The following is a 20,130-nucleotide window of genomic DNA, read 5'->3' as shown; positions in this document are numbered from 1 at the left end:
TATTTATATTTGAGAACAATATATGTCAACACTTCATATTAGTGCAAAAAAAAATGATATTGCTGAAACTGTGATTATGTCTGGAGATCCAATTAGAGTAAAATTTATTACTGAAAATTATTTAGTTAAGTATAAATTAATTAATAATATACGTGGTATGTTAGGATATACAGGTTTTTTTAAAGAGAAAAAAATATCTATCATGAGTCATGGAATGGGTATTCCATCTGCATCTATTTATATTCAGGAATTAATTTCTAATTATAACGTAAAAAAAATTATTAGATTAGGAACGTGTGGGACTGTATTAAATACTATTAATCTAAAAGATATTATTGTTAGTGTTTCAGCTTGCACAGATTCTTTTGCAAACCGGTTACGTTTTAATAATTTTGACTTTTCTGCAACCGCAAATTTTGATTTATTATTGAAAACTTATAAAGTTGCTAACAAATTAGGTATTAAAGTTCATTTTGGATCATTATTCACAACAGATCTTTTTTATTCTAATTTTAAAAAAATTAATAGTATAATGAAGATTCATAATATTTTAGGTATAGATATGGAAACTGCTGGAATATATTTTTTAGCGTCTAAGTTTGGTATACAAGCTATTTCTCTTTGTATAGTTTCTGATAATATAAATACAGGCGAAAAATTGCTTTCAGAAGAAAGAGTTTCTTATTTTAATAATATTATTAATATTGCATTAGAATTATAAATATGTAAATTATTTGAATAATTTTTTTTGTTGTATATTTTGAACAAATTATATATGCGTATGGTGAGAAAGGGATTCGAACCCTTGATACGATATTTTCGTATACACGCTTTCCAAGCGTGCTCTTTCATCCTCTCAGACACCTCACCCTATTTATTATATTGCAAACGTTTTTTTATTCATATTTATTATTAATCAATTATTAATTATAAATTAATGATTAATAATTGATAGTTAAGATTATCATTTTTTTATATAGTATGCAAATTAAGAAATAAAATTTTATAAAAAAATTTTATAAATTTGTATTTTTTAAAATTACTTTTTTTTAAAAAAATATGACATTTTATAATTTATTTAATAATTTTTTTTTAAAAAAAATACTTTAAACTAATATTAAAGTACATAATATGGCAAAAAAAAATATTTTTTTAATAGGACCTATGGGGGCAGGAAAAAGTACTGTGGGTCGTTATTTATCTAGTCAATTAGATATGGATTTTTATGATTCTGATATAGAAATTGAAAAACAAACTGGAGCAGATATTAATTGGGTTTTTGATATTGAAGGAGAAGATAAATTTCGTAAAAGAGAAGAGCTAATTATTAGTCAATTAACAACAAGAAAAGGAATTATTTTATCTACAGGAGGGGGGGTAATTTTATCAAAACAAAATAGAAATCAATTATCTGCTCGAGGATTAGTGATTTATTTAACTATTAATATTGAAAATCAAATTATTCGTACTAAAAAAGAAAAAAATAGACCTTTGTTAAATTCTCATATTGAGTTAGAAAAAGTTTTACAGTCTTTATCAACAATAAGAACTCCTTTATATGAAGAAATTGCTGATATAACAGTTAGCACGGACTTTGTAAATCCAAAAATTATAGTACAAAATATTATTAATATGATAAAAAAATATATTTAAATGTAAAGTTAAACCATTTTTATCATAAAAAAAGGAAATGAAAATATTATGCATAAATTAAAAATGAATTTAACTAATTGTAGTTATCCTATTTTGGTTGGTTCTTCTATTTTTAAAAAAAATCATATTTTAAATATTATTAAAAATAAAAGTACAATTGTATTAATTACCAATGTTACTATTGCAACTTTATGGAAAAAATATATATTTAATTTTTCAAAAAAAATTAATATTCAATATTATGAATTTATAATATCCGATGGTGAAGAATATAAAAGTATGTTAACTGTAGAAAAATGTATTACTTTTTTATTAAAAAAACAATGCAACAGGGATACAATTTTGATTGCATTAGGAGGTGGGGTTATAGGAGACTTAACAGGTTTTATTGCTGGTATTTATCAACGAGGAATTGAATATATTCAAGTACCTACCACTTTGTTAGCTCAAGTAGATGCATCTATTGGAGGAAAAACAGGAGTTAATCATGTATTAGGAAAAAATATGTTAGGTGTATTTTGGCATCCTTCTTCTGTAATTATTGATACCAACTTTTTAAATACTTTGTCTAAACAAGAGTTTTTATCTGGTATGGCTGAAGTTATTAAATATGCGATTATTTTTGATAAAGATTTTTTTCATTGGTTAGAAAAAAAATATATTGATTTAATAAATTTAAATACAGAATCTATTTTATATTGTGTGAAAAAATGTTGTGAACTAAAAATTAGTATCGTTGAAAAAGATGAACGTGAAAAGAATATTCGAGCTTTTTTAAATTTAGGACATACTTTTGGACATGCTATTGAGGCATATTTTAAATATGAAAAATGGTTACATGGAGAAGCAGTATCTATGGGGATAGTAATTGCTACAAAAATAGCATATTTATTAAAATTAATTAGTCAGACAGAATTATTACAAATTATAGATTTATTAAAAAATTTAGGGTTACCTATAACAGCTCCAAAAAATATGAAAAGTAGTGAATATATATCTTATATGCATAATGATAAAAAATCTTTTAGTAATGGAAAAATTAGATTAATTCTTCCAAAAAAAATTGGAGAAGTTTTCATTTGCGAAAATATAGATAACAATATAATATTGCAAGCTATTGATGCATCAAAATAATTTTATGTATAATATAGATCATTAATTTTTCTATATTTTTTTATAATATTTTATGGTATAAGCTTATTAAAAATATAATTATTTTTTACTATTTGTATAGTAATTAAATTTTTATAATTAATTACTATACATTTTTATTTAAAATATACTAAATTCTTCATTTTAATGGTTATATATGAAAAAATTTTTAATTGCTCCATCAATTTTATCTGCCAATTTTGCATGTTTAGGAGAAGATGTACAAAATGTAATAAAATCTGGGGGTGATATGATTCACTTTGATGTTATGGATAATTATTATGTTCCGAATCTTACAATTGGTCCTAAAGTATTAGAATCTTTACGTAATTATAATATTACAGTTCCTATTGATGTACATTTAATGGCTAAATCTACAGATCGTTTAATATTAGATTTTATTCGTTCCGGTGCTGATTATATTACTATTCATCCAGAATCTACTGAACATTTAGATCATACTATAAATTTGATAAAAGATAATGATTGTCAAGTAGGAGTTGCTTTTAACCCAGCTACCCCATTATGTTATTTGGATTATATTATAGACAAAATAGATTTAATTTTATTAATGTCGGTTAATCCTGGATTTAGTGGTCAAAATTTTATCAAAAATTCATTAAAAAAAATTCGTAAAGTACGAAAATTGTTAGAAAGAAAAAACATTAATATTCCATTACAAGTTGATGGAGGTATTAAAGTAAAAAATATATTAGATATTGCAAGATCTGGAGCAGATATTTTTGTTATAGGTTCTGCTATTTTTAATAGTTCGAATTATGCTCAAACAATTATGAATTTTAGAAAAGAATTAATAAAGTTTCATAATATCAAATAATTTTTATTACAACTTTTAATTAAAAATACTATTTTTTGTAGTATAAAATATTGGAAAAAAAATGTGTTATAAAAAAAATATAGTTTTTAGTGCTGTACAACCATCTGGTCAATTAACTTTAGCTAATTATATTGGTACAATGCGTTATTGGGAATCCATGCAACAAAAAAATCAATGTATTTATTGTATTGCAGATTTACATTCAATTACTGGTTTTAAACATTCATCTTTTTCTATAATAGAAAATGTATTAAATACTATAGCACTATATTTAGCAGTAGGAGTTGATCCAAATCAAAGTATTATTTTTGTACAATCACATGTGTATGAGCATTGTCAGTTTTATTGGTTATTAAATTGTCATACTTATTATGGTGAATTATTACGCATGACTCAATTTAAGCAAAAGTATCAAAGTTCTTGTAATAATCAAATTAATACTGGTTTATTAAATTATCCAATATTAATGGCATCAGACATTTTATTATATCAATCTAATATAGTTTTAATTGGGAATGATCAAAAACAACATTTAGAATTAGCTCAAAAAATAGCTAAAAGAATTAATTTTTTTTACTCCACCGACGTTGTAACTTCTCCGAAACCATATATACCTGAATATGGATCAAAGATAATGTCGTTATCTAATCCTATAATAAAAATGTCGAAATCAGATTCAAATAAAGATAGTACAATTTTTTTATTTGATTCATATAAAGATATTATTAGAAAAGTGAATAAAGCAATTACAGATTCAGAAAATCCTCCTAGAATTTATTATGATATAGAGAAAAAACCAGGAATTTCTAATTTATTGGAAATTTTTTCATCAATAAATGATATTTCTATTAATTCTTTAATTAATTATTTTTATGGAAAAACATACCAAGATTTCAAACATTGTGTATCTGAATCTATTTTTCAAAAATTGTGTGTTTTACAAAAAAAATATTGGAAATGGAGACAAGATGAAAAATTTTTAATCAAAATTGCACAAATAGGTGCAAAAAAAGCTCAACATATTGCCAATACAACTTTAACAAAAATGTATAAAATTTTAACTTTATGCAAATAAAGTTTTTAATATATACTATTGATTTTTAATAATTCATTTTATGTTTGCTAGTATAACCTATAATAATATTAATTATAAATACCATAGTATACAGAATATTTCCTGTAATTAATGCTCCTTTTATTCCATATATAAAAATAATAGGTTGAGTGAATATAAAAGTACATACAGTACCACATGTTCCAGATATCAATATAATATTTATTAATTTTAAAGAGGGGAGTTTTGTTTGCAGAGAAGCTAGAGTAATCAATATAGTGTATATTGCACTAGAAAAAAATCCTAATAATGATATGTTTATATATAATGAATAAATATTTTTAAATTGTATAAAAGTAAATATTAAAATTGATGATATGCCACTTAATGTAACTAAAATTTTTTGTAAATCAAAAAATTTTAGTATAAAACTAAAAAACCACATTCCAATCATATAAAACATCCAAAATATACTAATAATTTTTCCGGTTTGTACTATATTTATGTTTAATGTTTGCATTAAATATTCTGGAATCCATGAAATTAAAGTTAGTTGTCCTAAAATATATAAAAATGCAGAAATAGAGATTAAAAATATATTAATCCATACTTTACAAGTTATTAACTTTTGTTTTTTTTTTTCATTTTGATTAATTATTTTTTTTATTTCAAAATTTGTATTTAATGCAATAATTATAATACAACAGTCAATGATTCCGATAATTATGTAAATCCATTGCCATTGATATTGATGAGATATAATCTTAGTAGTAATTATTGGTATGATCATGCCAGCTAAACTAAAACAAGAATCTGTTAATAAAAGTTTTTTTCCTCTTTGAGTTCCTTGATATAAATTAGTAATTATATAAGTTCCAATTGACATTGTAACGCCACTAACAATTCCAAATATAAACATACTAACAGAAAATAATTGTATTTTTGTGCAAAAAAATAAATTCATGATAGAGAATATTGTTAATAAAAAACTAATAATTAGTTGTGTTTTTATAGATATTTTTTCTATAGTTAATATACTCATAAGCATTGAAATTAATATTCCGATATTTAAAAAAGTAAAAGTAGTACTGATTTTTGCAATAGGAACATTAAAATATTTAGATAAATTGCCTAATATTGTTCCTGTTATTGTTATTAGTGATCCAGTTAAAAAATATGAGATTAAGCTAATTAATGTAAGATTTCGTTTATTTTTTTTTTTCATGGAAGTTTATGCCTCATTTTTTTAAAACAATATTTATATCTATAATAAATTTCATTAAATTTTAAATTGTTTATGTTTATATTTAAATATACATTTAATTTATTAAATTTATGTATATTTAAATATTTATAAAATCTTAATATAAAATGTGATATGGAGTTTTATATGTCTTTGCAATCTATTTTATGTAATATTAACACTTTCAATAAAGTAATGATTCCATTTTATCAACCTAGGTCTTTTATTCCAGTTAAAGGTAAAGGTTGTTATCTTTGGGATCAACAGGGAAAAAAATATATTGATTTTTCAGGAGGTATTGCTGTATTACCTTTTGGACATGCTCATCCTAAATTAAATAAAATATTACATATTCAAAGTAAAAAATTATGGCATATAAGTAATATTTTTACTAATGAACCTGCTTTAATGTTAGCAAAGAAGTTAGTAGATCATAGTTTTGCTGATTGTGTTTTTTTTTCAAATTCTGGAGCAGAAGCAAATGAAGCTGCGTTAAAAATTGCTTTATATTATGCTTCTCATTATTATGATAATACTAAAAATAATATTGTTTCTTTTAACAATTCTTTTCATGGAAGGACTATTTTTACTGTTTCAGTAGGTGGACAATCAAAATATTCTTCTGTATTTAATTCCAATATATATAATAAAAATATTAAACATATTTCTTTTAATAATATTCAACATATTGAAAAAATGATTAATATTAAAACATGTGCTGTAATTATTGAATTGATACAAGGAGAAGGAGGAGTTATTTCAGCGGATAAATCTTTTATTAAAAAGTTACGTGAATTATGTAATATATATGATGTTTTATTAATTTTTGATGAAGTACAAACTGGAATAGGGCGTACAGGAACTTTATTTGCTTATGAGCAATATGAAGTTATACCAGATATTTTGACTACAGCAAAATCTTTAGGAGGTGGTTTTCCAATTAGTGCAGTATTAACTACAAACAAAATTTCTAAAATTTTATATCCAGGATTACATGGATCTACTTATGGAGGTAATCCATTAGCATGTTCTATTGCAATTGTTATTTTAGATATGATTAATAATCGAAAATTATTAAATTTAATTAAAAAAAAATTTTTATTTTTTTCTAAAAAAATTAATAAAATTAATAAATTGTATAATTTTTGTGAAGAAATAAGAGGTAAAGGATTGTTATTAGGTATTTTATTAAAAAAAAATTGTTATTTTAGTATTACAGAAATTATGTATTATGCTGAAAAAGAAGGCTTAATTTTATTAAGTGCTGGTTCTAATGTAATTCGTTTAGCTCCTCCTTTAAATATTAGTTATAAAGATATAAATTTTGGTTTATATCTTTTTGAAAAGTCATTACAAAAATTATTTTTCAAAAAATTGTTACAAAATATTTATTTGTATACATTAATAATGTTGTTATATTAAATTATATTTTGGTTACATATATCAATTATGTACATAAAATTTGTGTTTTTATACAAATAATAAATATTAATAATGTAATATTATTATAAATAGTATTGTAATGGTATAATTTAATGATTTTTGTAAAAAATAATTTTTTATATATAAAATAGTCAATATGTTACAATATATTGAATTATAGTTTTTTATTATTTAAATGTACATAACAAACAGTTTTTAAATGAAGGTATACATGAATTATGTTATTTTAGTCAGTGATTTTTCTAATCATTCTGAAAATTCGATTAGTGCTTTTTTATTTTCTCAAGCATTATTATCTGCAGGACATATTTTAAAAAATGTTTTTTTTTTTTATAATGGAGTTTTTGATGCTAATAAAATGTTGATTCTTCCTTCTGATCGATTTAATGCAAGTTTAGAATGGGAAAACTTATCAAATATTCATAATATTCCGTTATATGTATGTAGTAGTGCTAGTTTAGAGAGAGGTATTTTTTCACACAACGAGTTAAAAAATATAGATCATGTGAAATTTGTAAATTTAAGTTCTTCTTTTAAGTTTATTGGTTATACTGAATGGTTACTTGATGTTGTACAATGTGATCGATTAATACAATTTTAATTTTTTATAAAGTGATATGTATGAATACATACTGTAATAATGTTTCTTTTTCTATTCTTTTTTCAAGCGCTCCTTATGGAAATAATTTTTCTCGTGAAGGTTTATATACATCTTTAATTTTAACTTCTTTAGATAAATTTATTAATTTGTTTTTTGTTGGAGATGGAATTTTTCAATTATTAAAAAATCAACAACCTCAAACTATTCGAATTTATAATCATACTTCTTCATTTAAAATATTTAAAATGTATAAAAATATACATTTTTATATTTGTTCACAATCTTTACAAGAACGAGGAAATTTTTCTTTATCTAATTTTATAGTTACTCCTAAATTATGTACTCCTTCTATTCTTGCAAATAAAATAAAAAAATGTAATTTTATTTTAAAATTTTAAGGTATGTTTAAGTTATGTTACATATATTAATGAGTTCTCCTTTTAAAACTAATATAGATTATATTGTAAAATTTTTAAATGATTTTGATGATTTTTTAGCTTTGCAAAATGGGGTATTAATTGCTTTAAAAAATAATGTTTTTTTGAGACATTTTAAAAAAAAAAAAGTGACTTTATTTGTTCTTCAAGAAGATATTATTGCTCGAGGATTAGAATATCAAGTTTCTAAAATCTTTCATATTATTAATTATACACAATTTGTTACTTTAACAGTAAAAAATAAACATCAAATGAAATGGTAATGATAAAAAAGTTTTTAATTTTTAATTAAATTTTAAAATGTTATAATCAATCTTATTTTTATTTTTTAAGGTGTCATTATGTCTACGGTAAATCAATTAGTTCGAAAATCTAGAATACGTAAAATTTTAAAAAGTAATGTTCCCGCTTTAGGAAAATCTCCTCAAAAAAGAGGAGTATGTACAAGAGTATATACAACAACTCCAAAAAAACCTAATTCCGCATTGAGAAAAGTGTGTCGAGTACGTTTAACTAATGGTTTTGAAGTCACTGCTTATATTGGTGGAGAAGGTCATAATTTACAAGAACACTCTGTAATTTTAATAAGAGGAGGAAGAGTTAAAGATTTACCTGGTGTAAGATATCATGTTGTAAGAGGTTCTTTAGATTGTTCTGGAGTAAAAAATAGAAAAAAATCTCGATCAAAATATGGAGTGAAAAAAGTTAAAACATAAATTTTTTAATATATTAATATTATACATATTTTTTTTGGAGATTAATTATGCCAAGACGTCATGTGATTGGAGAAAGAAAAATTTTACCTGATCCTAAATTTGTGTCAATAGTACTTGCAAAATTTATCAATATTTTAATGGTTGATGGTAAAAAGTCTCTTGCTGAACATATTGTATATTCAGCATTAGAATTATTATCAAAAAAAATTGGTAAAAAAGAATTAGATGTGTTGGAGGCTGCATTAGAAAATGTACGTCCAATAGTAGAAGTTAAATCTAGAAGAGTAGGAGGATCTACTTATCAAGTTCCTGTAGAAGTACGTGCTATTCGGAGAAATGCATTAGCTATGCGTTGGATTATAGATGCAGCTAGAAAAAGACATGATAAATCAATGTCTTTACGTTTATTTAATGAATTAAAAGATGCTATAGAAAATAAAGGATCTGCAGTAAAAAAAAAAGAAGAAGTTCATAAAATGGCAGAAGCAAATAAAGCATTTGCGCATTATCGTTGGTAATATGATTTATTTAAAATAATTTATTTAAAATATGATGTATGCAATATTGACAAAAACAAATAAAAAATTTTACTTTACTGAAAGTATATAAAAATAGAGAAAATTATGGTTCGTACAACACCTATTATACAATATAGAAATATTGGAATTAGTGCACATATTGATGCTGGAAAAACTACTACAACAGAACGTATTTTATTTTATACTGGTGTTAATCATAAAATTGGGGAAGTCCATGATGGTGCAGCTACAATGGATTGGATGGAGCAGGAACAAGAAAGAGGTATTACAATAACATCTGCTGCTACTACTACTTTTTGGTCTGGTATGGCAAAACAATTTGCTCCACATCGAATTAATATCATTGATACTCCAGGTCATGTTGATTTTACTATAGAAGTGGAACGTTCTATGCGGGTGTTAGATGGTGTTGTTATGGTATATTGTGCAGTAGGAGGTGTACAACCGCAATCGGAAACAGTATGGAGACAAGCACAAAAATATCGTATTCCTAGAATTGCATTTGTTAACAAAATGGATAGAATGGGGGCAGATTTTTTAAAGATTGTACAACAAATACATGATCGTTTAGGAATACAATGTATACCTATTCAAATACCTATAGGTTGCGAAGAAAATTTTCAAGGGGTTGTTGATCTTGTAAAAATGAAGGCAATATATTGGAATGATGAACAAGGTTTAACTTTTAGTTATCAAGATATTCCTGACAATTTAATAGATCTTGCTCAACTTTGGAGAAATAAACTTATAGAATGTATTGCAGATGAAAATGATGAATTAATGGAAAAATATCTTCTAGAAGAAGTTATTTCAGAAAAAGAAATTAAATATGTTTTAAGAAAAAAAGTGTTAAAAAATGATGTATTATTAATGACATGTGGTACAGCATTTAAAAATAAAGGAGTTCAAACACTATTAGATGCTATTATTGATTATTTACCAGCTCCAAATGATGTACCACCTATTAGTGGAATTAAAAACAGTATCGAAAATACACCTGATCAAATCAGAAAAGCATGTGATAAAGCCCCTTTTTCAGCTTTAGCATTTAAAATTGCTAATGATTCTTTTGTCGGTAATTTAACTTTTTTTCGCGTATATTCCGGAATTGTTCGTTCTGGTGATATTATAATGAATTCAGTAAAAGGACATAAAGAACGTTTAGGAAGAATTGTGCAAATGCATGCTAATAAACGTGAAGAAGTAAAAGAAGTGGTTTCAGGAGATATAGCGGCGGCTATTGGTTTAAAAGATGTAACTACTGGTGATACTTTATGTGATCCACATTATCCGATTATTTTAGAAAAGATGGAATTTCCAGAACCAGTTATTGCTATTGCAGTAGAACCAAAAACAAAATCTGATCAAGAAAAAATGGGTTTATCTTTAGCTCGATTAGCAAAAGAAGATCCTTCATTTAAAGTACGAGTAGATGAAGAATCTAATCAAACAATTATTTCTGGTATGGGAGAATTACATTTAGAAATTATTGTAGATCGTATGAAACGAGAATTTAATATTGATGCTAATATTGGACAACCTCAAGTTGCATATAGAGAAACTATTAAAGAAAGAATTAATGATATTGAAGGAAAATATATTAAGCAATCTGGAGGAAGAGGACAATATGGTCATGTGGTTATTGATTTATTTCCATTAAAAGATAATAGTGATAATACATATACTTTTTTAAATGAAATAAAAGGAGGAGTAATTCCTAATGAATATATTTCTGCAATTGATAAAGGTATTCAAGAACAATTAAAATCTGGCCCCTTAGCTGGATATCCTGTAGTAAATATTGGTGTACGTTTGCATTTTGGTTCTTATCATGATGTAGATTCTTCTGAAATTGCATTTAAATTAGCTGCATCTTCTGCGTTTAAAATAGCTTTTAAAAAAGCTAAACCTATTTTACTTGAACCTATTATGAAAGTAGAAGTAGAGACTCCAGAAGAATATATGGGAGAAGTAATAGGTGATTTAAATCGAAGAAGAGGAGTTATTGAAGGAATGAATGAGATATTACATGTTCGAACTATAAATGCTCAAGTACCTCTATCAGAGATGTTTGGATATTCAACAGATCTACGTTCTCAAACTCAAGGTAGAGCATCTTATTCAATGGAATTTTTAAAATATCAAGATGCTCCAAAACATGTTTCTGATTTAGTGATAGAAAAAAAAATATAAACATTATTTTTTTTTTAAATTTACTATTTTTTAAAAATAAAAATATAAATAAGGAGTATAAATTGTGTCTAAGAAAATTTTTGAACGATCTAAACCACATATTAATGTTGGAACAATTGGACATGTAGATCATGGAAAAACTACTTTAACAGCAGCGATTACAACTGTTCTTGCAAAGAAATATGGTGGTTCTGCTCGTGCTTTTGAACAAATTGATAATGCCCCAGAAGAAAAAGCAAGGGGTATTACTATAAATACTTCACATGTAGAATATGATACAAAAAATAGACATTATGCTCATGTTGATTGTCCTGGTCATGCAGATTATATAAAAAATATGATTACTGGTGCAGCACAAATGGATGGAGCTATACTAGTAGTAGCAGCGACTGATGGACCAATGCCTCAAACTCGCGAACATATATTGTTAGGACGTCAAGTGGGTGTTCCTTATATTATAGTTTTTTTAAATAAATGTGATATGGTAGATGACGAAGAATTGCTTGAATTAGTAGAGATGGAAGTGCGGGATTTATTAACTCAATATGATTTTCCTGGTGAAGAAACTCCAATCATTAGAGGTTCAGCGTTAAAAGCATTGGAAGGAGATTCAGTTTGGGAAGAAAAAATTATTGATTTATCTAATTTGTTAGATTCATATATTCCAGAACCAAAAAGAGCAATAAATAAACCTTTTCTTCTACCTATAGAAGATGTTTTTTCTATTTCAGGTAGAGGGACTGTAGTTACTGGTCGTGTAGAACGTGGAATTATTAAAGTTGGAGAAGAAGTTGAAATTGTAGGAATTAAACCTACAGTAAAAACTACATGTACTGGTGTTGAAATGTTTAGAAAATTGTTAGATGAAGGTCGAGCTGGGGAAAATGTTGGAGTTTTATTAAGAGGTACTAAAAGAGATGAAATAGAAAGAGGACAAGTTTTATCGAAACCGGGAAGTATACATCCTCATACTAAATTTCAATCTAAAGTATATGTTTTATCTAAAGAGGAAGGTGGTAGACATACACCTTTTTTTAAAGGTTATAGGCCTCAATTTTATTTTCGTACAACTGATGTTACTGGTTCTATTGAATTTCCAGAAAATGTTGAAATGGTGATGCCTGGAGATAATATTGAAATGTTAGTTACTTTAATAAATCCTATTGCAATGGAAGAAGGATTACGGTTTGCAATTCGAGAAGGAGGTAGAACTGTAGGCGCTGGTGTAGTTGCTAAGATTATGGATTAAAAGAATTAATTTGTATTTTTTTTTAATAAAAACTATAATAAAAATAGTTATTTTTTTAAAAAAATCAAGGAAAGGGGAAAGATTTAAGCTCTTTTCTTGATATAAAATTGTTATATTGACAATAATCGTTTAATTATAAAATAATAATGAAAGTTATCATATAATCACATTAATCTATAATAAATATTTTTTTGGAATATAAAAATAACAAAATTATTTCATATATTAATTACTTAATTATATTATTTTTCATTATTATTTAAATAAAAAATTGGAGTTTTGGCTTATGCCGAACCAAAGAATTCGTATACGTCTTAAAGCGTTTGATCATAGATTAATTGATCAGTCTACTATTGAGATAGTGGAAACTGCTAAGAGAACTGGAGCTCAAGTACGAGGTCCAATACCTCTTCCTACTCGTAAAGAACGTTTTACAATTTTGATTTCTCCTCATGTAAATAAAGATGCGCGAGATCAATATGAAATTCGTACTCATAAAAGATTAATTGATATTGTTGAACCAACAGAAAAAACAGTTGATGCATTAATGAGACTAGATTTAGCTGCTGGTGTTGACGTACAAATTAGTTTAGGATGATATTTTTTATTGGAATAGTAATTTATGAAGGTAAAATTATGATGGGTTTAGTTGGAAAAAAAATTGGAATGACACGTATATTTAATACAGATGGAATATCTACTCCTGTTAGCGTGATTAAAATTGATGATCATTATGTTACACAAATTAAAATAGATAAAATGAGTCGAGATTTTTATATTCAAGTTACTACTGGTATCAAAAAATTTAATAAAATTACTAAGCCAGAATTAGGACATTTTAAAAAATCAGGGGTAACTCCAGGTATTGGTTTGTGGGAATTTTGTATAGGAAAAATTTCAAATTATAATTTAGGAGATTTGATCAAAATTAATTTTTTTGAAACAATTAACAAAGTTGATATAACAGGATTTTCTAAAGGTAAAGGTTTTTCTGGTACTGTTAAAAGATGGAATTTTAGAACTCAAGATGCTTCTCATGGAAATTCTCTTTCTCATCGTGCTCCTGGTTCTATTGGACAAAATCAGACACCTGGAAGAGTATTTAAAGGTAAAAAAATGGCTGGTCATTTAGGAGCACATCGAGTTACGATACAAAATATAAAAGTAATTCGTATAGATGTTGATGATAAAATTTTATTAGTTAAAGGAGGAATACCAGGATTTATTAACGGTAAACTTATTATAAAACCAGCTATTAAGGTTTAATAGGAGAGGTATGAGTATTATAGAATTAATTTCAAAAGATACAAAAGATATCTTAAAAGTAAACACCTCCGTTTTTGGTCGTAATTTTAATGAATCATTAATTCATCAAGTAATTGTAGCATATGCTTCTGGTAAGCGTAGTGGTAGTCGTGCTAATAAAAGTAGGGCAGAAGTTTCTGGTTCTGGAAAAAAACCTTGGAGACAAAAAGGAACAGGAAGAGCAAGAGTTGGTTCTATCAGAAGTCCAATTTGGCGTTCAGGTGGAGTTACTTTTGCAGTAAAACCAAAAAGTTATATACATAAAGTAAATAAAAAAATGTATAAAGAATCGATGAGAAGTATTTTTTCTGAATTAATTAGACAAAAAAGATTACATTTATTAAGCAGTTTTTCTCTTGAATTACCTAAAACTCAATTATTAATTAAAAAATTACATTCAATGTACTTAAAAGAAGGTTTAATTATTGTTGATAAATGTGATAAAAATTTAAGTTTAGCAGTAAGAAATTTACATAAATTTGATGTAAAAGAATATTTTAAAATAGATCCAATTAGTTTAATTTCATTTAAAAAAGTAATTATTACAGTAAAAGCCATAAAAAAAATAGAGGAGAATTTATCATGATTCTTAAATCTAGGTTATTAAAAATTTTATATGCACCAAAAGTGTCAGAAAAATCTTCTATTTTTTTAGAAAAAACAAATACTATTATATTAAAAGTGTTAAAGGATGCGAATAAAATAGAAATTAAAGAAGCTGTGCAAAAAATTTTATTTGTAAAAGTCAAAAGTGTTAATACTTTAGTTGTAAAAGGAAAACGAAAAAAACATAAAGGTAAACTTAGTGCATTAAAAAAATGGAAAAAAGCATTTGTTACGTTACAAAAAGGACAAAAATTAGATCTTATAAGTGGTAAGCAGTAGTAAAAAGGATAATAAATATGTCAATTATTAAGTGTAAACCAACTTCTCCTGGTCGTAGACATTTAGTTAAAATAGTGAATAAAGATTTATATACTGGTAAACCATTTAAAGCATTATTAAATAAAAAAAATCGTAGTGGAGGAAGAAATAATAGAGGAAGAATTACTACACGACATATTGGTAAAGGTCACAAGCAATTATATCGTAGTATTGATTTTAAAAGAAATAAAGATAATATTTATGCACATATTGAAAGGTTAGAATATGATCCGAATCGTTCTGCAAATATTGCTTTAATTTTATATCAAGATGGATTTAGAAGTTATATTTTAGCCCCTAAAAATATTAAAGTAGGAGATAAAATTATTTCAGGAGAAAATGCTGAAATTAAATTAGGAAATACTCTTCCTATGTTTAAAATTCCTATTGGTTCTATTATTCATAATATAGAAATAAGACCTGGTAAAGGTGGGCAAATGGTACGTTCAGCCGGTAGTTATGCTCAATTAATTGCTCGTGAATCTCATTATGTTTCTGTAAGATTACGTTCAGGAGAAATGCGACGTATTTTATCCTCTTGTCGAGCAACTATAGGAGAAGTAGGTAATTCAGAACATATGTTACAAGTATATGGAAAAGCAGGGGCTTCTAGATGGAGAGGTATTCGACCAACAGTACGTGGTACTGCAATGAATCCTGTTGATCATCCTCATGGTGGTGGAGAAGGTAGAAATTTTGGTAAACATCCAGTAACTCCATGGGGTATTCAAACAAAAGGAAAAAAAACTAGAAAAAATAAAAGAACAAATAAGTTTATTATTCGTAGACGTACACGATAAATTGTATAAGGAGTATTAAATGCCTCGTTCGCTTAAAAAAGGACCATTTATTGATCATCAATTATTAAAAAAAATTGAAAAAGTAATGCATAACAAAGATAAAAAACCTATTCGTACATGGTCTAGAAGATCTACTATTTTTCCCAATATGATTGGTATGACATTTTCTGTTCATAATGGTCGTCAACATATTCCTGTTTTTATTACAGAAGAAATGGTAGGACATAAATTAGGAGAATTTTCTATTACGAGAACATATAGAGGACATACAGCTGATAAAAAGGTAAAAAAACGTTAAATTAAAAGAAATATTTAATACATATTTTTTACTTAAAGGTACTTTAATATGGATATTGTGGCAAAATGTAAACAAGTTAGATCATCAGCGCAAAAAGTGCGTTTAGTTTCGAATTTGATTAGAGGAAAACGTGTATCTAATGCTTTAAATATATTGAATTTTACACAAAAAAAAGCGGCAAAATTAGTAGAAAAAGTTTTAAATACTGCGATTGCCAATGCAGACCATAATTATGGATTAGATGTAGATGATTTGTTTATATTAAAAATTTTTATTGATGAAGGACCAAGTATGAAAAGAATGATGCCTAGAGCTAAAGGAAGAGCTGATCGTATTTTAAAACGTACTAGCCATATTACAATTATATTATCTAGTATTAATCATAAAAAATAAATAAAATAAAGGTATAAATAATGGGTCAAAAAGTACATCCTCATGGTATGCGTTTAGGTATAGTACAAACATGGAATTCGGTTTGGTTTTCTAATTCAAAAAATTTTTCTCAAAATTTGTATAGTGATTATCAGATAAGACAATTTTTAAAAAAAAAATTGGTGAAAGCTTCAATTTCTAAAATTTTAATTGAAAGAGCGGCAAAAAATATTAAAGTTACTGTATATACATCGAGACCAGGAATTGTAATTGGTAAAAAAGGTGAAGATGTTGAAAAATTAAGACATTCAATTAGTAAAATAACTGCGTTACCTACTCAAATTAATATTTTTGAAGTGAAAAAACCAGAGTTAGATGCACAATTAGTTGCAGATGCAATAGCAGCTCAATTAGAAAGAAGAATTATGTTTCGTCGAGCAATGAAAAGAGCTGTACAAAATGCAATGCGACAAGGTGCTAAAGGAATTAAGGTTGAAGTAAGTGGAAGATTAGGTGGGGCTGAAATTGCTCGAAGAGAATGGTATAAAGAAGGAAGAGTTCCATTACATACTTTACGTGCAGATATAGAGTATAATACTTCACAAGCTCATACTACTTATGGTGTTATAGGTGTTAAAGTATGGATTTTTAAAGGTGAAATTTTGGGTGGAATGGAAGAAATATATCATCGTAATACTGATGTTGTATTTAAGAAGAAAAAAATATATCGTAAATCTGTTATGAAAAACAGGAAGTAAAAGAATGTTACAGCCAAAAAAAACGAAATTTAAAAAAATGCATAAAGGTAGAAATCGTGGTGTTGTAATGAATAGTAATGTTGTTTTTGGAACATTTGGAATGAAAGCAATGACAAGAGGTCGTTTAACCGCTCGTCAAATTGAATCTGCTCGTAGAACTATTACTCGTTATATTAAAAGACAAGGAAAAATTTGGATTAGAATTTTTCCAGATAAACCAATTACTCAAAAACCATTAGAAGTTCGTATGGGAAAAGGAAAGGGAAGTGTGGAATATTGGGTAGCCTTAATACAACCTGGAAAAATAATTTATGAAATTAAAGGTATTTCTGAAGAATTATCAAGAGAAGCTTTTAAATTAGCTGCATCTAAACTACCTATTAAAACTGTTTTTGTATATAAAGAGATTTATTAAATATGAATTTGATTAAGGAAAATATAAATATTGCAGAATTAAAAAAAAATTTATCTGATTATTTAAGAGAACAATTTAATTTAAAAATGCAATTATCTTCTGGAAAATTAAAACAAACTCATTTAATAAAAAAAGTGAGAAAAAAGATTGCTTTTATACACACTATGATTACAAAAACAAGGAAAAATAATCATAATGAATAATGTAAGAACATTACAAGGAATTGTTTTTAGCAATAAAATGCAGAAATCATTAGTTGTTCATGTTGAAAAAATTATAAAACATCGATTATATAAAAAGTTTATTAAAAAAACTACGAAATTACATGTACATGATGAAAAAAATGAGTGTTCTATTGGGGATGTTGTAGAAATTAAGGAATGTCGTCCTATTTCTAAAACAAAATCTTGGACTTTAGTAAGAATAGTTAAAAAAATTCAAATTACTGAATCATATTAATTTTTATTTATATAAATAATATTATTAAAATGACATTATTTAAACAAGGTAGGTGTATTTTGATACAAGAACAAACGCTTTTAAATGTTGCGGATAATTCTGGTGCTAAAATTGCTATGTGTATTAAAGTTTTAGGAGGATCTCGTCGTCGTTATGCAAATATTGGAGATGTTATTAAGATTGCAATAAAAGAAGCTATTCCAAGGGGTAAAGTAAAAAAAGGAGAAGTTTTAAAAGCAGTTGTTGTTCGAACTAAAAAAGGAATTAGAAGAAATGATGGTTCTATTATTCGATTTGATAGTAATTCATGTGTGTTATTAAATAACACAACTGAACAACCAGTGGGTACTCGTATTTTTGGACCAATTACTAGAGAATTAAGAAATGATAAATTTATGAAAATAATTTCATTAGCTCCAGAAGTATTATAAAAAGGATGATGATATATGGCATCTAAAATACGAAAAAATGATAAAGTAATGATATTATCAGGAAAAGATAAAGGAAAAATTGGCATTGTATTACGTATTATAAATAATTCTAAGATTCTTGTAGAAGGGATTAATATGGTTAATAAACATAAAAAATCTATTCCTGAAAAAAATCAAATTGGAAGTATTATAAGAATGGAATCTCCAATACATGTATCTAATGTAGGTTTATTTAATGAAAAAATTAATAAATTTGATCGAATTGGATTTCGTTTTGTGAATGGAAAAAAAGTTCGATTTTTTAAATCCAATAAAGAAATTGTACAATAATTGGGAATTAAAATAAATATGGAAAATATGTATGAATATTATAAAAAAAATATTGTATTGCAGTTAAAAAAAATTTTTAAATATACTTCAATAATGCAAGTTCCGAAAATTAGTAAAATTACTTTAAATATAGGAGTCGGAAATGCTTCAGTTGTAAAAAAAGTGTTAGATCATGCATTAATGGATTTAAAATTAATTTCTGGTCAAAAACCTATTATTACTAAATCAAGAAAATCTATTGCTGCTTTTAAAATTAGAAAAGGGTATCCTTTGGGTTGTAAAGTTACTTTAAGAGGAAGTAGAAAATGGGATTTTTTTGAAAAACTTATTTCCATAGCAATACCCAGAGTTCGTGATTTTAGAGGTTTTTCTAGAAAATCTTTTGATGGAAGAGGAAATTATAATTTAGGAATTAAAGAGCAAATAATTTTTCCAGAAATAAATTATGATAAGATTGATATTATTCGAGGTATGAATATAACAATTACAACGACAGCACAATCAGATGAAGAAGCTTATATTTTATTAAAAATGTTTAATTTTCCTTTTAAAAAAAAACTTTAGGATTATTTTATGGCTAAACAATCCATGATTGCAAGAGAAGTAAAACGAGTAAAATTAGCAAGAAAATTTTTTAAAAAGCGATTATTATTAAAATCAATTATTAAAGATACAAAAATTTCTGATATAAAACGTTGGAATGCTATGTTACAATTACAACGTTTTCCACGTGACGCTTGTCCAATAAGACAACGAAATAGATGTAAACAAACAGGACGACCGCATGCTTTTTTAAGAAAGTTTGGATTAAGTAGAATAAAATTAAGAGAAGCTGCTATGAGAGGAGAAGTACCTGGTTTAAAAAAAGCAAGTTGGTAAAAATTTTGTTTATTTATATTTTTTAAAAGGATGTAAAATAA

Annotated in this window: 29 protein-coding genes and 1 tRNA gene; 28 read left to right on the top strand and 2 right to left on the bottom strand. The window is 25.6% G+C overall.

Features of this window, described 5'->3' with window-relative positions:
• Nucleotides 1-22: 22 nt before the first annotated feature.
• Nucleotides 23-721 carry a purine-nucleoside phosphorylase gene (gene deoD, locus D9V80_RS02175; RefSeq protein ID WP_158353787.1) on the top strand — a complete coding sequence of 233 codons (699 nt, stop codon included), beginning with the start codon at nucleotides 23-25 and terminating at the stop codon, nucleotides 719-721.
• Nucleotides 722-782: 61 nt separating this feature from the next.
• On the opposite strand, the gene D9V80_RS02170 is transcribed toward deoD, so the two are convergent.
• A tRNA-Ser gene (locus tag D9V80_RS02170) sits at nucleotides 783-870 on the bottom strand.
• A gap of 261 nt (nucleotides 871-1,131) precedes the next feature.
• Here D9V80_RS02170 and aroK point away from each other — a divergent pair.
• The 4 genes from aroK to trpS all read left to right on the top strand — a co-directional run bounded on the left by aroK (nucleotide 1,132) and on the right by trpS (nucleotide 4,718).
• Complete coding sequence (gene aroK, locus D9V80_RS02165; RefSeq protein ID WP_158353785.1) at nucleotides 1,132-1,653, top strand: shikimate kinase AroK; 522 nt, start codon at nucleotides 1,132-1,134, stop codon at nucleotides 1,651-1,653.
• Between the two features lie 48 nt (nucleotides 1,654-1,701).
• Nucleotides 1,702-2,787 (top strand): 3-dehydroquinate synthase, encoded by a 1,086-nt coding sequence (gene aroB, locus D9V80_RS02160; protein ID WP_158353782.1) that lies wholly within the window; start codon nucleotides 1,702-1,704, stop codon nucleotides 2,785-2,787.
• A gap of 175 nt (nucleotides 2,788-2,962) precedes the next feature.
• Entirely contained in the window at nucleotides 2,963-3,643 is a 681-nt protein-coding gene (gene rpe, locus D9V80_RS02155; RefSeq protein WP_158353780.1) for a ribulose-phosphate 3-epimerase, read from the top strand.
• Nucleotides 3,644-3,704: 61 nt separating this feature from the next.
• Nucleotides 3,705-4,718 carry a tryptophan--tRNA ligase gene (gene trpS / locus D9V80_RS02150; protein WP_158353777.1) on the top strand — a complete coding sequence of 338 codons (1,014 nt, stop codon included), beginning with the start codon at nucleotides 3,705-3,707 and terminating at the stop codon, nucleotides 4,716-4,718.
• A gap of 25 nt (nucleotides 4,719-4,743) precedes the next feature.
• On the opposite strand, the gene tsgA is transcribed toward trpS, so the two are convergent.
• Nucleotides 4,744-5,922 (bottom strand): MFS transporter TsgA, encoded by a 1,179-nt coding sequence (gene tsgA / locus D9V80_RS02145; RefSeq protein ID WP_158353775.1) that lies wholly within the window; start codon nucleotides 5,920-5,922, stop codon nucleotides 4,744-4,746.
• A gap of 165 nt (nucleotides 5,923-6,087) precedes the next feature.
• Here tsgA and D9V80_RS02140 point away from each other — a divergent pair, with 165 nt between their 5' ends.
• The 23 genes from D9V80_RS02140 (at nucleotide 6,088) to rpsN (ending at nucleotide 20,089) form a co-directional block, all read left to right on the top strand.
• On the top strand, nucleotides 6,088-7,362 hold the full coding sequence (locus tag D9V80_RS02140; RefSeq protein WP_158353773.1) for an acetylornithine/succinyldiaminopimelate transaminase: 1,275 nt from the start codon (nucleotides 6,088-6,090) through the stop codon (nucleotides 7,360-7,362).
• Between the two features lie 232 nt (nucleotides 7,363-7,594).
• The gene (gene tusD, locus D9V80_RS02135) at nucleotides 7,595-7,984 is read left to right on the top strand and encodes a sulfurtransferase complex subunit TusD (protein ID WP_187306489.1); all 390 of its coding nucleotides are present in this window, start codon (nucleotides 7,595-7,597) and stop codon (nucleotides 7,982-7,984) included.
• A 20-nt stretch (nucleotides 7,985-8,004) separates the two neighbouring features.
• The gene (gene tusC, locus D9V80_RS02130) at nucleotides 8,005-8,382 is read left to right on the top strand and encodes a sulfurtransferase complex subunit TusC (protein ID WP_158353769.1); all 378 of its coding nucleotides are present in this window, start codon (nucleotides 8,005-8,007) and stop codon (nucleotides 8,380-8,382) included.
• 14 nt (nucleotides 8,383-8,396) lie between these two features.
• Nucleotides 8,397-8,684, top strand: a complete 288-nt coding sequence (tusB, locus tag D9V80_RS02125) for a sulfurtransferase complex subunit TusB (protein ID WP_158353767.1) — start codon at nucleotides 8,397-8,399, stop codon at nucleotides 8,682-8,684.
• A 78-nt stretch (nucleotides 8,685-8,762) separates the two neighbouring features.
• Entirely contained in the window at nucleotides 8,763-9,137 is a 375-nt protein-coding gene (gene rpsL / locus D9V80_RS02120) for a 30S ribosomal protein S12 (protein ID WP_158353765.1), read from the top strand.
• Nucleotides 9,138-9,184: 47 nt separating this feature from the next.
• Nucleotides 9,185-9,655: a 30S ribosomal protein S7 gene (gene rpsG / locus D9V80_RS02115; protein WP_158353762.1), complete on the top strand. Its 471-nt coding sequence runs from the start codon at nucleotides 9,185-9,187 to the stop codon at nucleotides 9,653-9,655.
• A 105-nt stretch (nucleotides 9,656-9,760) separates the two neighbouring features.
• Nucleotides 9,761-11,869, top strand: a complete 2,109-nt coding sequence (fusA, locus tag D9V80_RS02110) for an elongation factor G (RefSeq protein WP_158353760.1) — start codon at nucleotides 9,761-9,763, stop codon at nucleotides 11,867-11,869.
• Between the two features lie 64 nt (nucleotides 11,870-11,933).
• A complete protein-coding gene (gene tuf, locus D9V80_RS02105) occupies nucleotides 11,934-13,118 on the top strand; it encodes an elongation factor Tu (protein ID WP_158353757.1) in 1,185 nt (394 codons plus the stop codon).
• A gap of 286 nt (nucleotides 13,119-13,404) precedes the next feature.
• Nucleotides 13,405-13,716, top strand: coding sequence for a 30S ribosomal protein S10 (gene rpsJ, locus D9V80_RS02100; protein ID WP_158353754.1), 312 nt, complete (start codon nucleotides 13,405-13,407; stop codon nucleotides 13,714-13,716).
• Nucleotides 13,717-13,754: 38 nt separating this feature from the next.
• Complete coding sequence (gene rplC, locus D9V80_RS02095; protein WP_158353925.1) at nucleotides 13,755-14,384, top strand: 50S ribosomal protein L3; 630 nt, start codon at nucleotides 13,755-13,757, stop codon at nucleotides 14,382-14,384.
• A gap of 19 nt (nucleotides 14,385-14,403) precedes the next feature.
• Entirely contained in the window at nucleotides 14,404-15,009 is a 606-nt protein-coding gene (rplD, locus tag D9V80_RS02090; RefSeq protein WP_158353923.1) for a 50S ribosomal protein L4, read from the top strand.
• Complete coding sequence (gene rplW / locus D9V80_RS02085; RefSeq protein WP_158353752.1) at nucleotides 15,006-15,308, top strand: 50S ribosomal protein L23; 303 nt, start codon at nucleotides 15,006-15,008, stop codon at nucleotides 15,306-15,308. The genes rplD and rplW overlap by 4 nt, the downstream gene beginning before the upstream one ends.
• A gap of 17 nt (nucleotides 15,309-15,325) precedes the next feature.
• Nucleotides 15,326-16,147, top strand: a complete 822-nt coding sequence (rplB, locus tag D9V80_RS02080; protein WP_158353750.1) for a 50S ribosomal protein L2 — start codon at nucleotides 15,326-15,328, stop codon at nucleotides 16,145-16,147.
• Between the two features lie 19 nt (nucleotides 16,148-16,166).
• Nucleotides 16,167-16,445 carry a 30S ribosomal protein S19 gene (gene rpsS / locus D9V80_RS02075; RefSeq protein ID WP_158353748.1) on the top strand — a complete coding sequence of 93 codons (279 nt, stop codon included), beginning with the start codon at nucleotides 16,167-16,169 and terminating at the stop codon, nucleotides 16,443-16,445.
• 48 nt (nucleotides 16,446-16,493) lie between these two features.
• Nucleotides 16,494-16,838: a 50S ribosomal protein L22 gene (rplV, locus tag D9V80_RS02070; RefSeq protein ID WP_158353746.1), complete on the top strand. Its 345-nt coding sequence runs from the start codon at nucleotides 16,494-16,496 to the stop codon at nucleotides 16,836-16,838.
• A 20-nt stretch (nucleotides 16,839-16,858) separates the two neighbouring features.
• Complete coding sequence (rpsC, locus tag D9V80_RS02065) at nucleotides 16,859-17,575, top strand: 30S ribosomal protein S3 (RefSeq protein ID WP_158353744.1); 717 nt, start codon at nucleotides 16,859-16,861, stop codon at nucleotides 17,573-17,575.
• A gap of 4 nt (nucleotides 17,576-17,579) precedes the next feature.
• Nucleotides 17,580-17,990: a 50S ribosomal protein L16 gene (gene rplP, locus D9V80_RS02060; protein WP_158353742.1), complete on the top strand. Its 411-nt coding sequence runs from the start codon at nucleotides 17,580-17,582 to the stop codon at nucleotides 17,988-17,990.
• 2 nt (nucleotides 17,991-17,992) lie between these two features.
• Nucleotides 17,993-18,193 carry a 50S ribosomal protein L29 gene (gene rpmC, locus D9V80_RS02055; RefSeq protein WP_158353740.1) on the top strand — a complete coding sequence of 67 codons (201 nt, stop codon included), beginning with the start codon at nucleotides 17,993-17,995 and terminating at the stop codon, nucleotides 18,191-18,193.
• The gene (gene rpsQ, locus D9V80_RS02050; protein WP_410051794.1) at nucleotides 18,186-18,449 is read left to right on the top strand and encodes a 30S ribosomal protein S17; all 264 of its coding nucleotides are present in this window, start codon (nucleotides 18,186-18,188) and stop codon (nucleotides 18,447-18,449) included. The genes rpmC and rpsQ overlap by 8 nt, the downstream gene beginning before the upstream one ends.
• A gap of 59 nt (nucleotides 18,450-18,508) precedes the next feature.
• On the top strand, nucleotides 18,509-18,880 hold the full coding sequence (rplN, locus tag D9V80_RS02045) for a 50S ribosomal protein L14 (RefSeq protein ID WP_158353921.1): 372 nt from the start codon (nucleotides 18,509-18,511) through the stop codon (nucleotides 18,878-18,880).
• Between the two features lie 15 nt (nucleotides 18,881-18,895).
• Complete coding sequence (rplX, locus tag D9V80_RS02040; protein WP_158353736.1) at nucleotides 18,896-19,210, top strand: 50S ribosomal protein L24; 315 nt, start codon at nucleotides 18,896-18,898, stop codon at nucleotides 19,208-19,210.
• 18 nt (nucleotides 19,211-19,228) lie between these two features.
• Nucleotides 19,229-19,774, top strand: coding sequence for a 50S ribosomal protein L5 (gene rplE / locus D9V80_RS02035; RefSeq protein ID WP_158353734.1), 546 nt, complete (start codon nucleotides 19,229-19,231; stop codon nucleotides 19,772-19,774).
• A gap of 9 nt (nucleotides 19,775-19,783) precedes the next feature.
• Nucleotides 19,784-20,089, top strand: coding sequence for a 30S ribosomal protein S14 (rpsN, locus tag D9V80_RS02030; protein WP_158353732.1), 306 nt, complete (start codon nucleotides 19,784-19,786; stop codon nucleotides 20,087-20,089).
• The last annotated feature ends 41 nt before the right edge of the window (nucleotides 20,090-20,130 follow it).

This window comes from Buchnera aphidicola (Thelaxes californica), from assembly GCF_005080825.1.
Taxonomy (GTDB): Bacteria; Pseudomonadota; Gammaproteobacteria; order Enterobacterales; family Enterobacteriaceae; genus Buchnera_I; species Buchnera_I aphidicola_V.
The sequence above is the reverse complement of the archived record's forward strand: the minus strand, read 5'-3'. Positions and strand labels throughout refer to the sequence as shown.

Excerpts from the sequence above, each read along its gene's own strand:
- rpsC (WP_158353744.1), top strand. The coding sequence starts at position 16,859 with ATGGGTCAAAAAGTACATCCTCATGGTATGCGTTTAGGTATAGTACAA.
- rplW (WP_158353752.1), top strand. The coding sequence starts at position 15,006 with ATGATTCTTAAATCTAGGTTATTAAAAATTTTATATGCACCAAAAGTG.
- fusA (WP_158353760.1), top strand. The coding sequence starts at position 9,761 with ATGGTTCGTACAACACCTATTATACAATATAGAAATATTGGAATTAGT.
- D9V80_RS02140 (WP_158353773.1), top strand. The coding sequence starts at position 6,088 with ATGTCTTTGCAATCTATTTTATGTAATATTAACACTTTCAATAAAGTA.
- tusD (WP_187306489.1), top strand. The coding sequence starts at position 7,595 with ATGAATTATGTTATTTTAGTCAGTGATTTTTCTAATCATTCTGAAAAT.
- rpsN (WP_158353732.1), top strand. The coding sequence starts at position 19,784 with ATGGCTAAACAATCCATGATTGCAAGAGAAGTAAAACGAGTAAAATTA.
- tusC (WP_158353769.1), top strand. The coding sequence starts at position 8,005 with ATGAATACATACTGTAATAATGTTTCTTTTTCTATTCTTTTTTCAAGC.
- rpe (WP_158353780.1), top strand. The coding sequence starts at position 2,963 with ATGAAAAAATTTTTAATTGCTCCATCAATTTTATCTGCCAATTTTGCA.
- rplV (WP_158353746.1), top strand. The coding sequence starts at position 16,494 with ATGGATATTGTGGCAAAATGTAAACAAGTTAGATCATCAGCGCAAAAA.
- rplX (WP_158353736.1), top strand. The coding sequence starts at position 18,896 with ATGGCATCTAAAATACGAAAAAATGATAAAGTAATGATATTATCAGGA.
- aroK (WP_158353785.1), top strand. The coding sequence starts at position 1,132 with ATGGCAAAAAAAAATATTTTTTTAATAGGACCTATGGGGGCAGGAAAA.
- rpsQ (WP_410051794.1), top strand. The coding sequence starts at position 18,186 with ATGAATAATGTAAGAACATTACAAGGAATTGTTTTTAGCAATAAAATG.
- tsgA (WP_158353775.1), bottom strand. The coding sequence starts at position 5,922 with ATGAAAAAAAAAAATAAACGAAATCTTACATTAATTAGCTTAATCTCA.
- trpS (WP_158353777.1), top strand. The coding sequence starts at position 3,705 with ATGTGTTATAAAAAAAATATAGTTTTTAGTGCTGTACAACCATCTGGT.
- rpsJ (WP_158353754.1), top strand. The coding sequence starts at position 13,405 with ATGCCGAACCAAAGAATTCGTATACGTCTTAAAGCGTTTGATCATAGA.
- rplC (WP_158353925.1), top strand. The coding sequence starts at position 13,755 with ATGATGGGTTTAGTTGGAAAAAAAATTGGAATGACACGTATATTTAAT.
- rpsS (WP_158353748.1), top strand. The coding sequence starts at position 16,167 with ATGCCTCGTTCGCTTAAAAAAGGACCATTTATTGATCATCAATTATTA.
- deoD (WP_158353787.1), top strand. The coding sequence starts at position 23 with ATGTCAACACTTCATATTAGTGCAAAAAAAAATGATATTGCTGAAACT.
- rplP (WP_158353742.1), top strand. The coding sequence starts at position 17,580 with ATGTTACAGCCAAAAAAAACGAAATTTAAAAAAATGCATAAAGGTAGA.
- rpsL (WP_158353765.1), top strand. The coding sequence starts at position 8,763 with ATGTCTACGGTAAATCAATTAGTTCGAAAATCTAGAATACGTAAAATT.
- rpmC (WP_158353740.1), top strand. The coding sequence starts at position 17,993 with ATGAATTTGATTAAGGAAAATATAAATATTGCAGAATTAAAAAAAAAT.
- aroB (WP_158353782.1), top strand. The coding sequence starts at position 1,702 with ATGCATAAATTAAAAATGAATTTAACTAATTGTAGTTATCCTATTTTG.
- rplE (WP_158353734.1), top strand. The coding sequence starts at position 19,229 with ATGGAAAATATGTATGAATATTATAAAAAAAATATTGTATTGCAGTTA.
- tusB (WP_158353767.1), top strand. The coding sequence starts at position 8,397 with ATGTTACATATATTAATGAGTTCTCCTTTTAAAACTAATATAGATTAT.
- rplB (WP_158353750.1), top strand. The coding sequence starts at position 15,326 with ATGTCAATTATTAAGTGTAAACCAACTTCTCCTGGTCGTAGACATTTA.
- rpsG (WP_158353762.1), top strand. The coding sequence starts at position 9,185 with ATGCCAAGACGTCATGTGATTGGAGAAAGAAAAATTTTACCTGATCCT.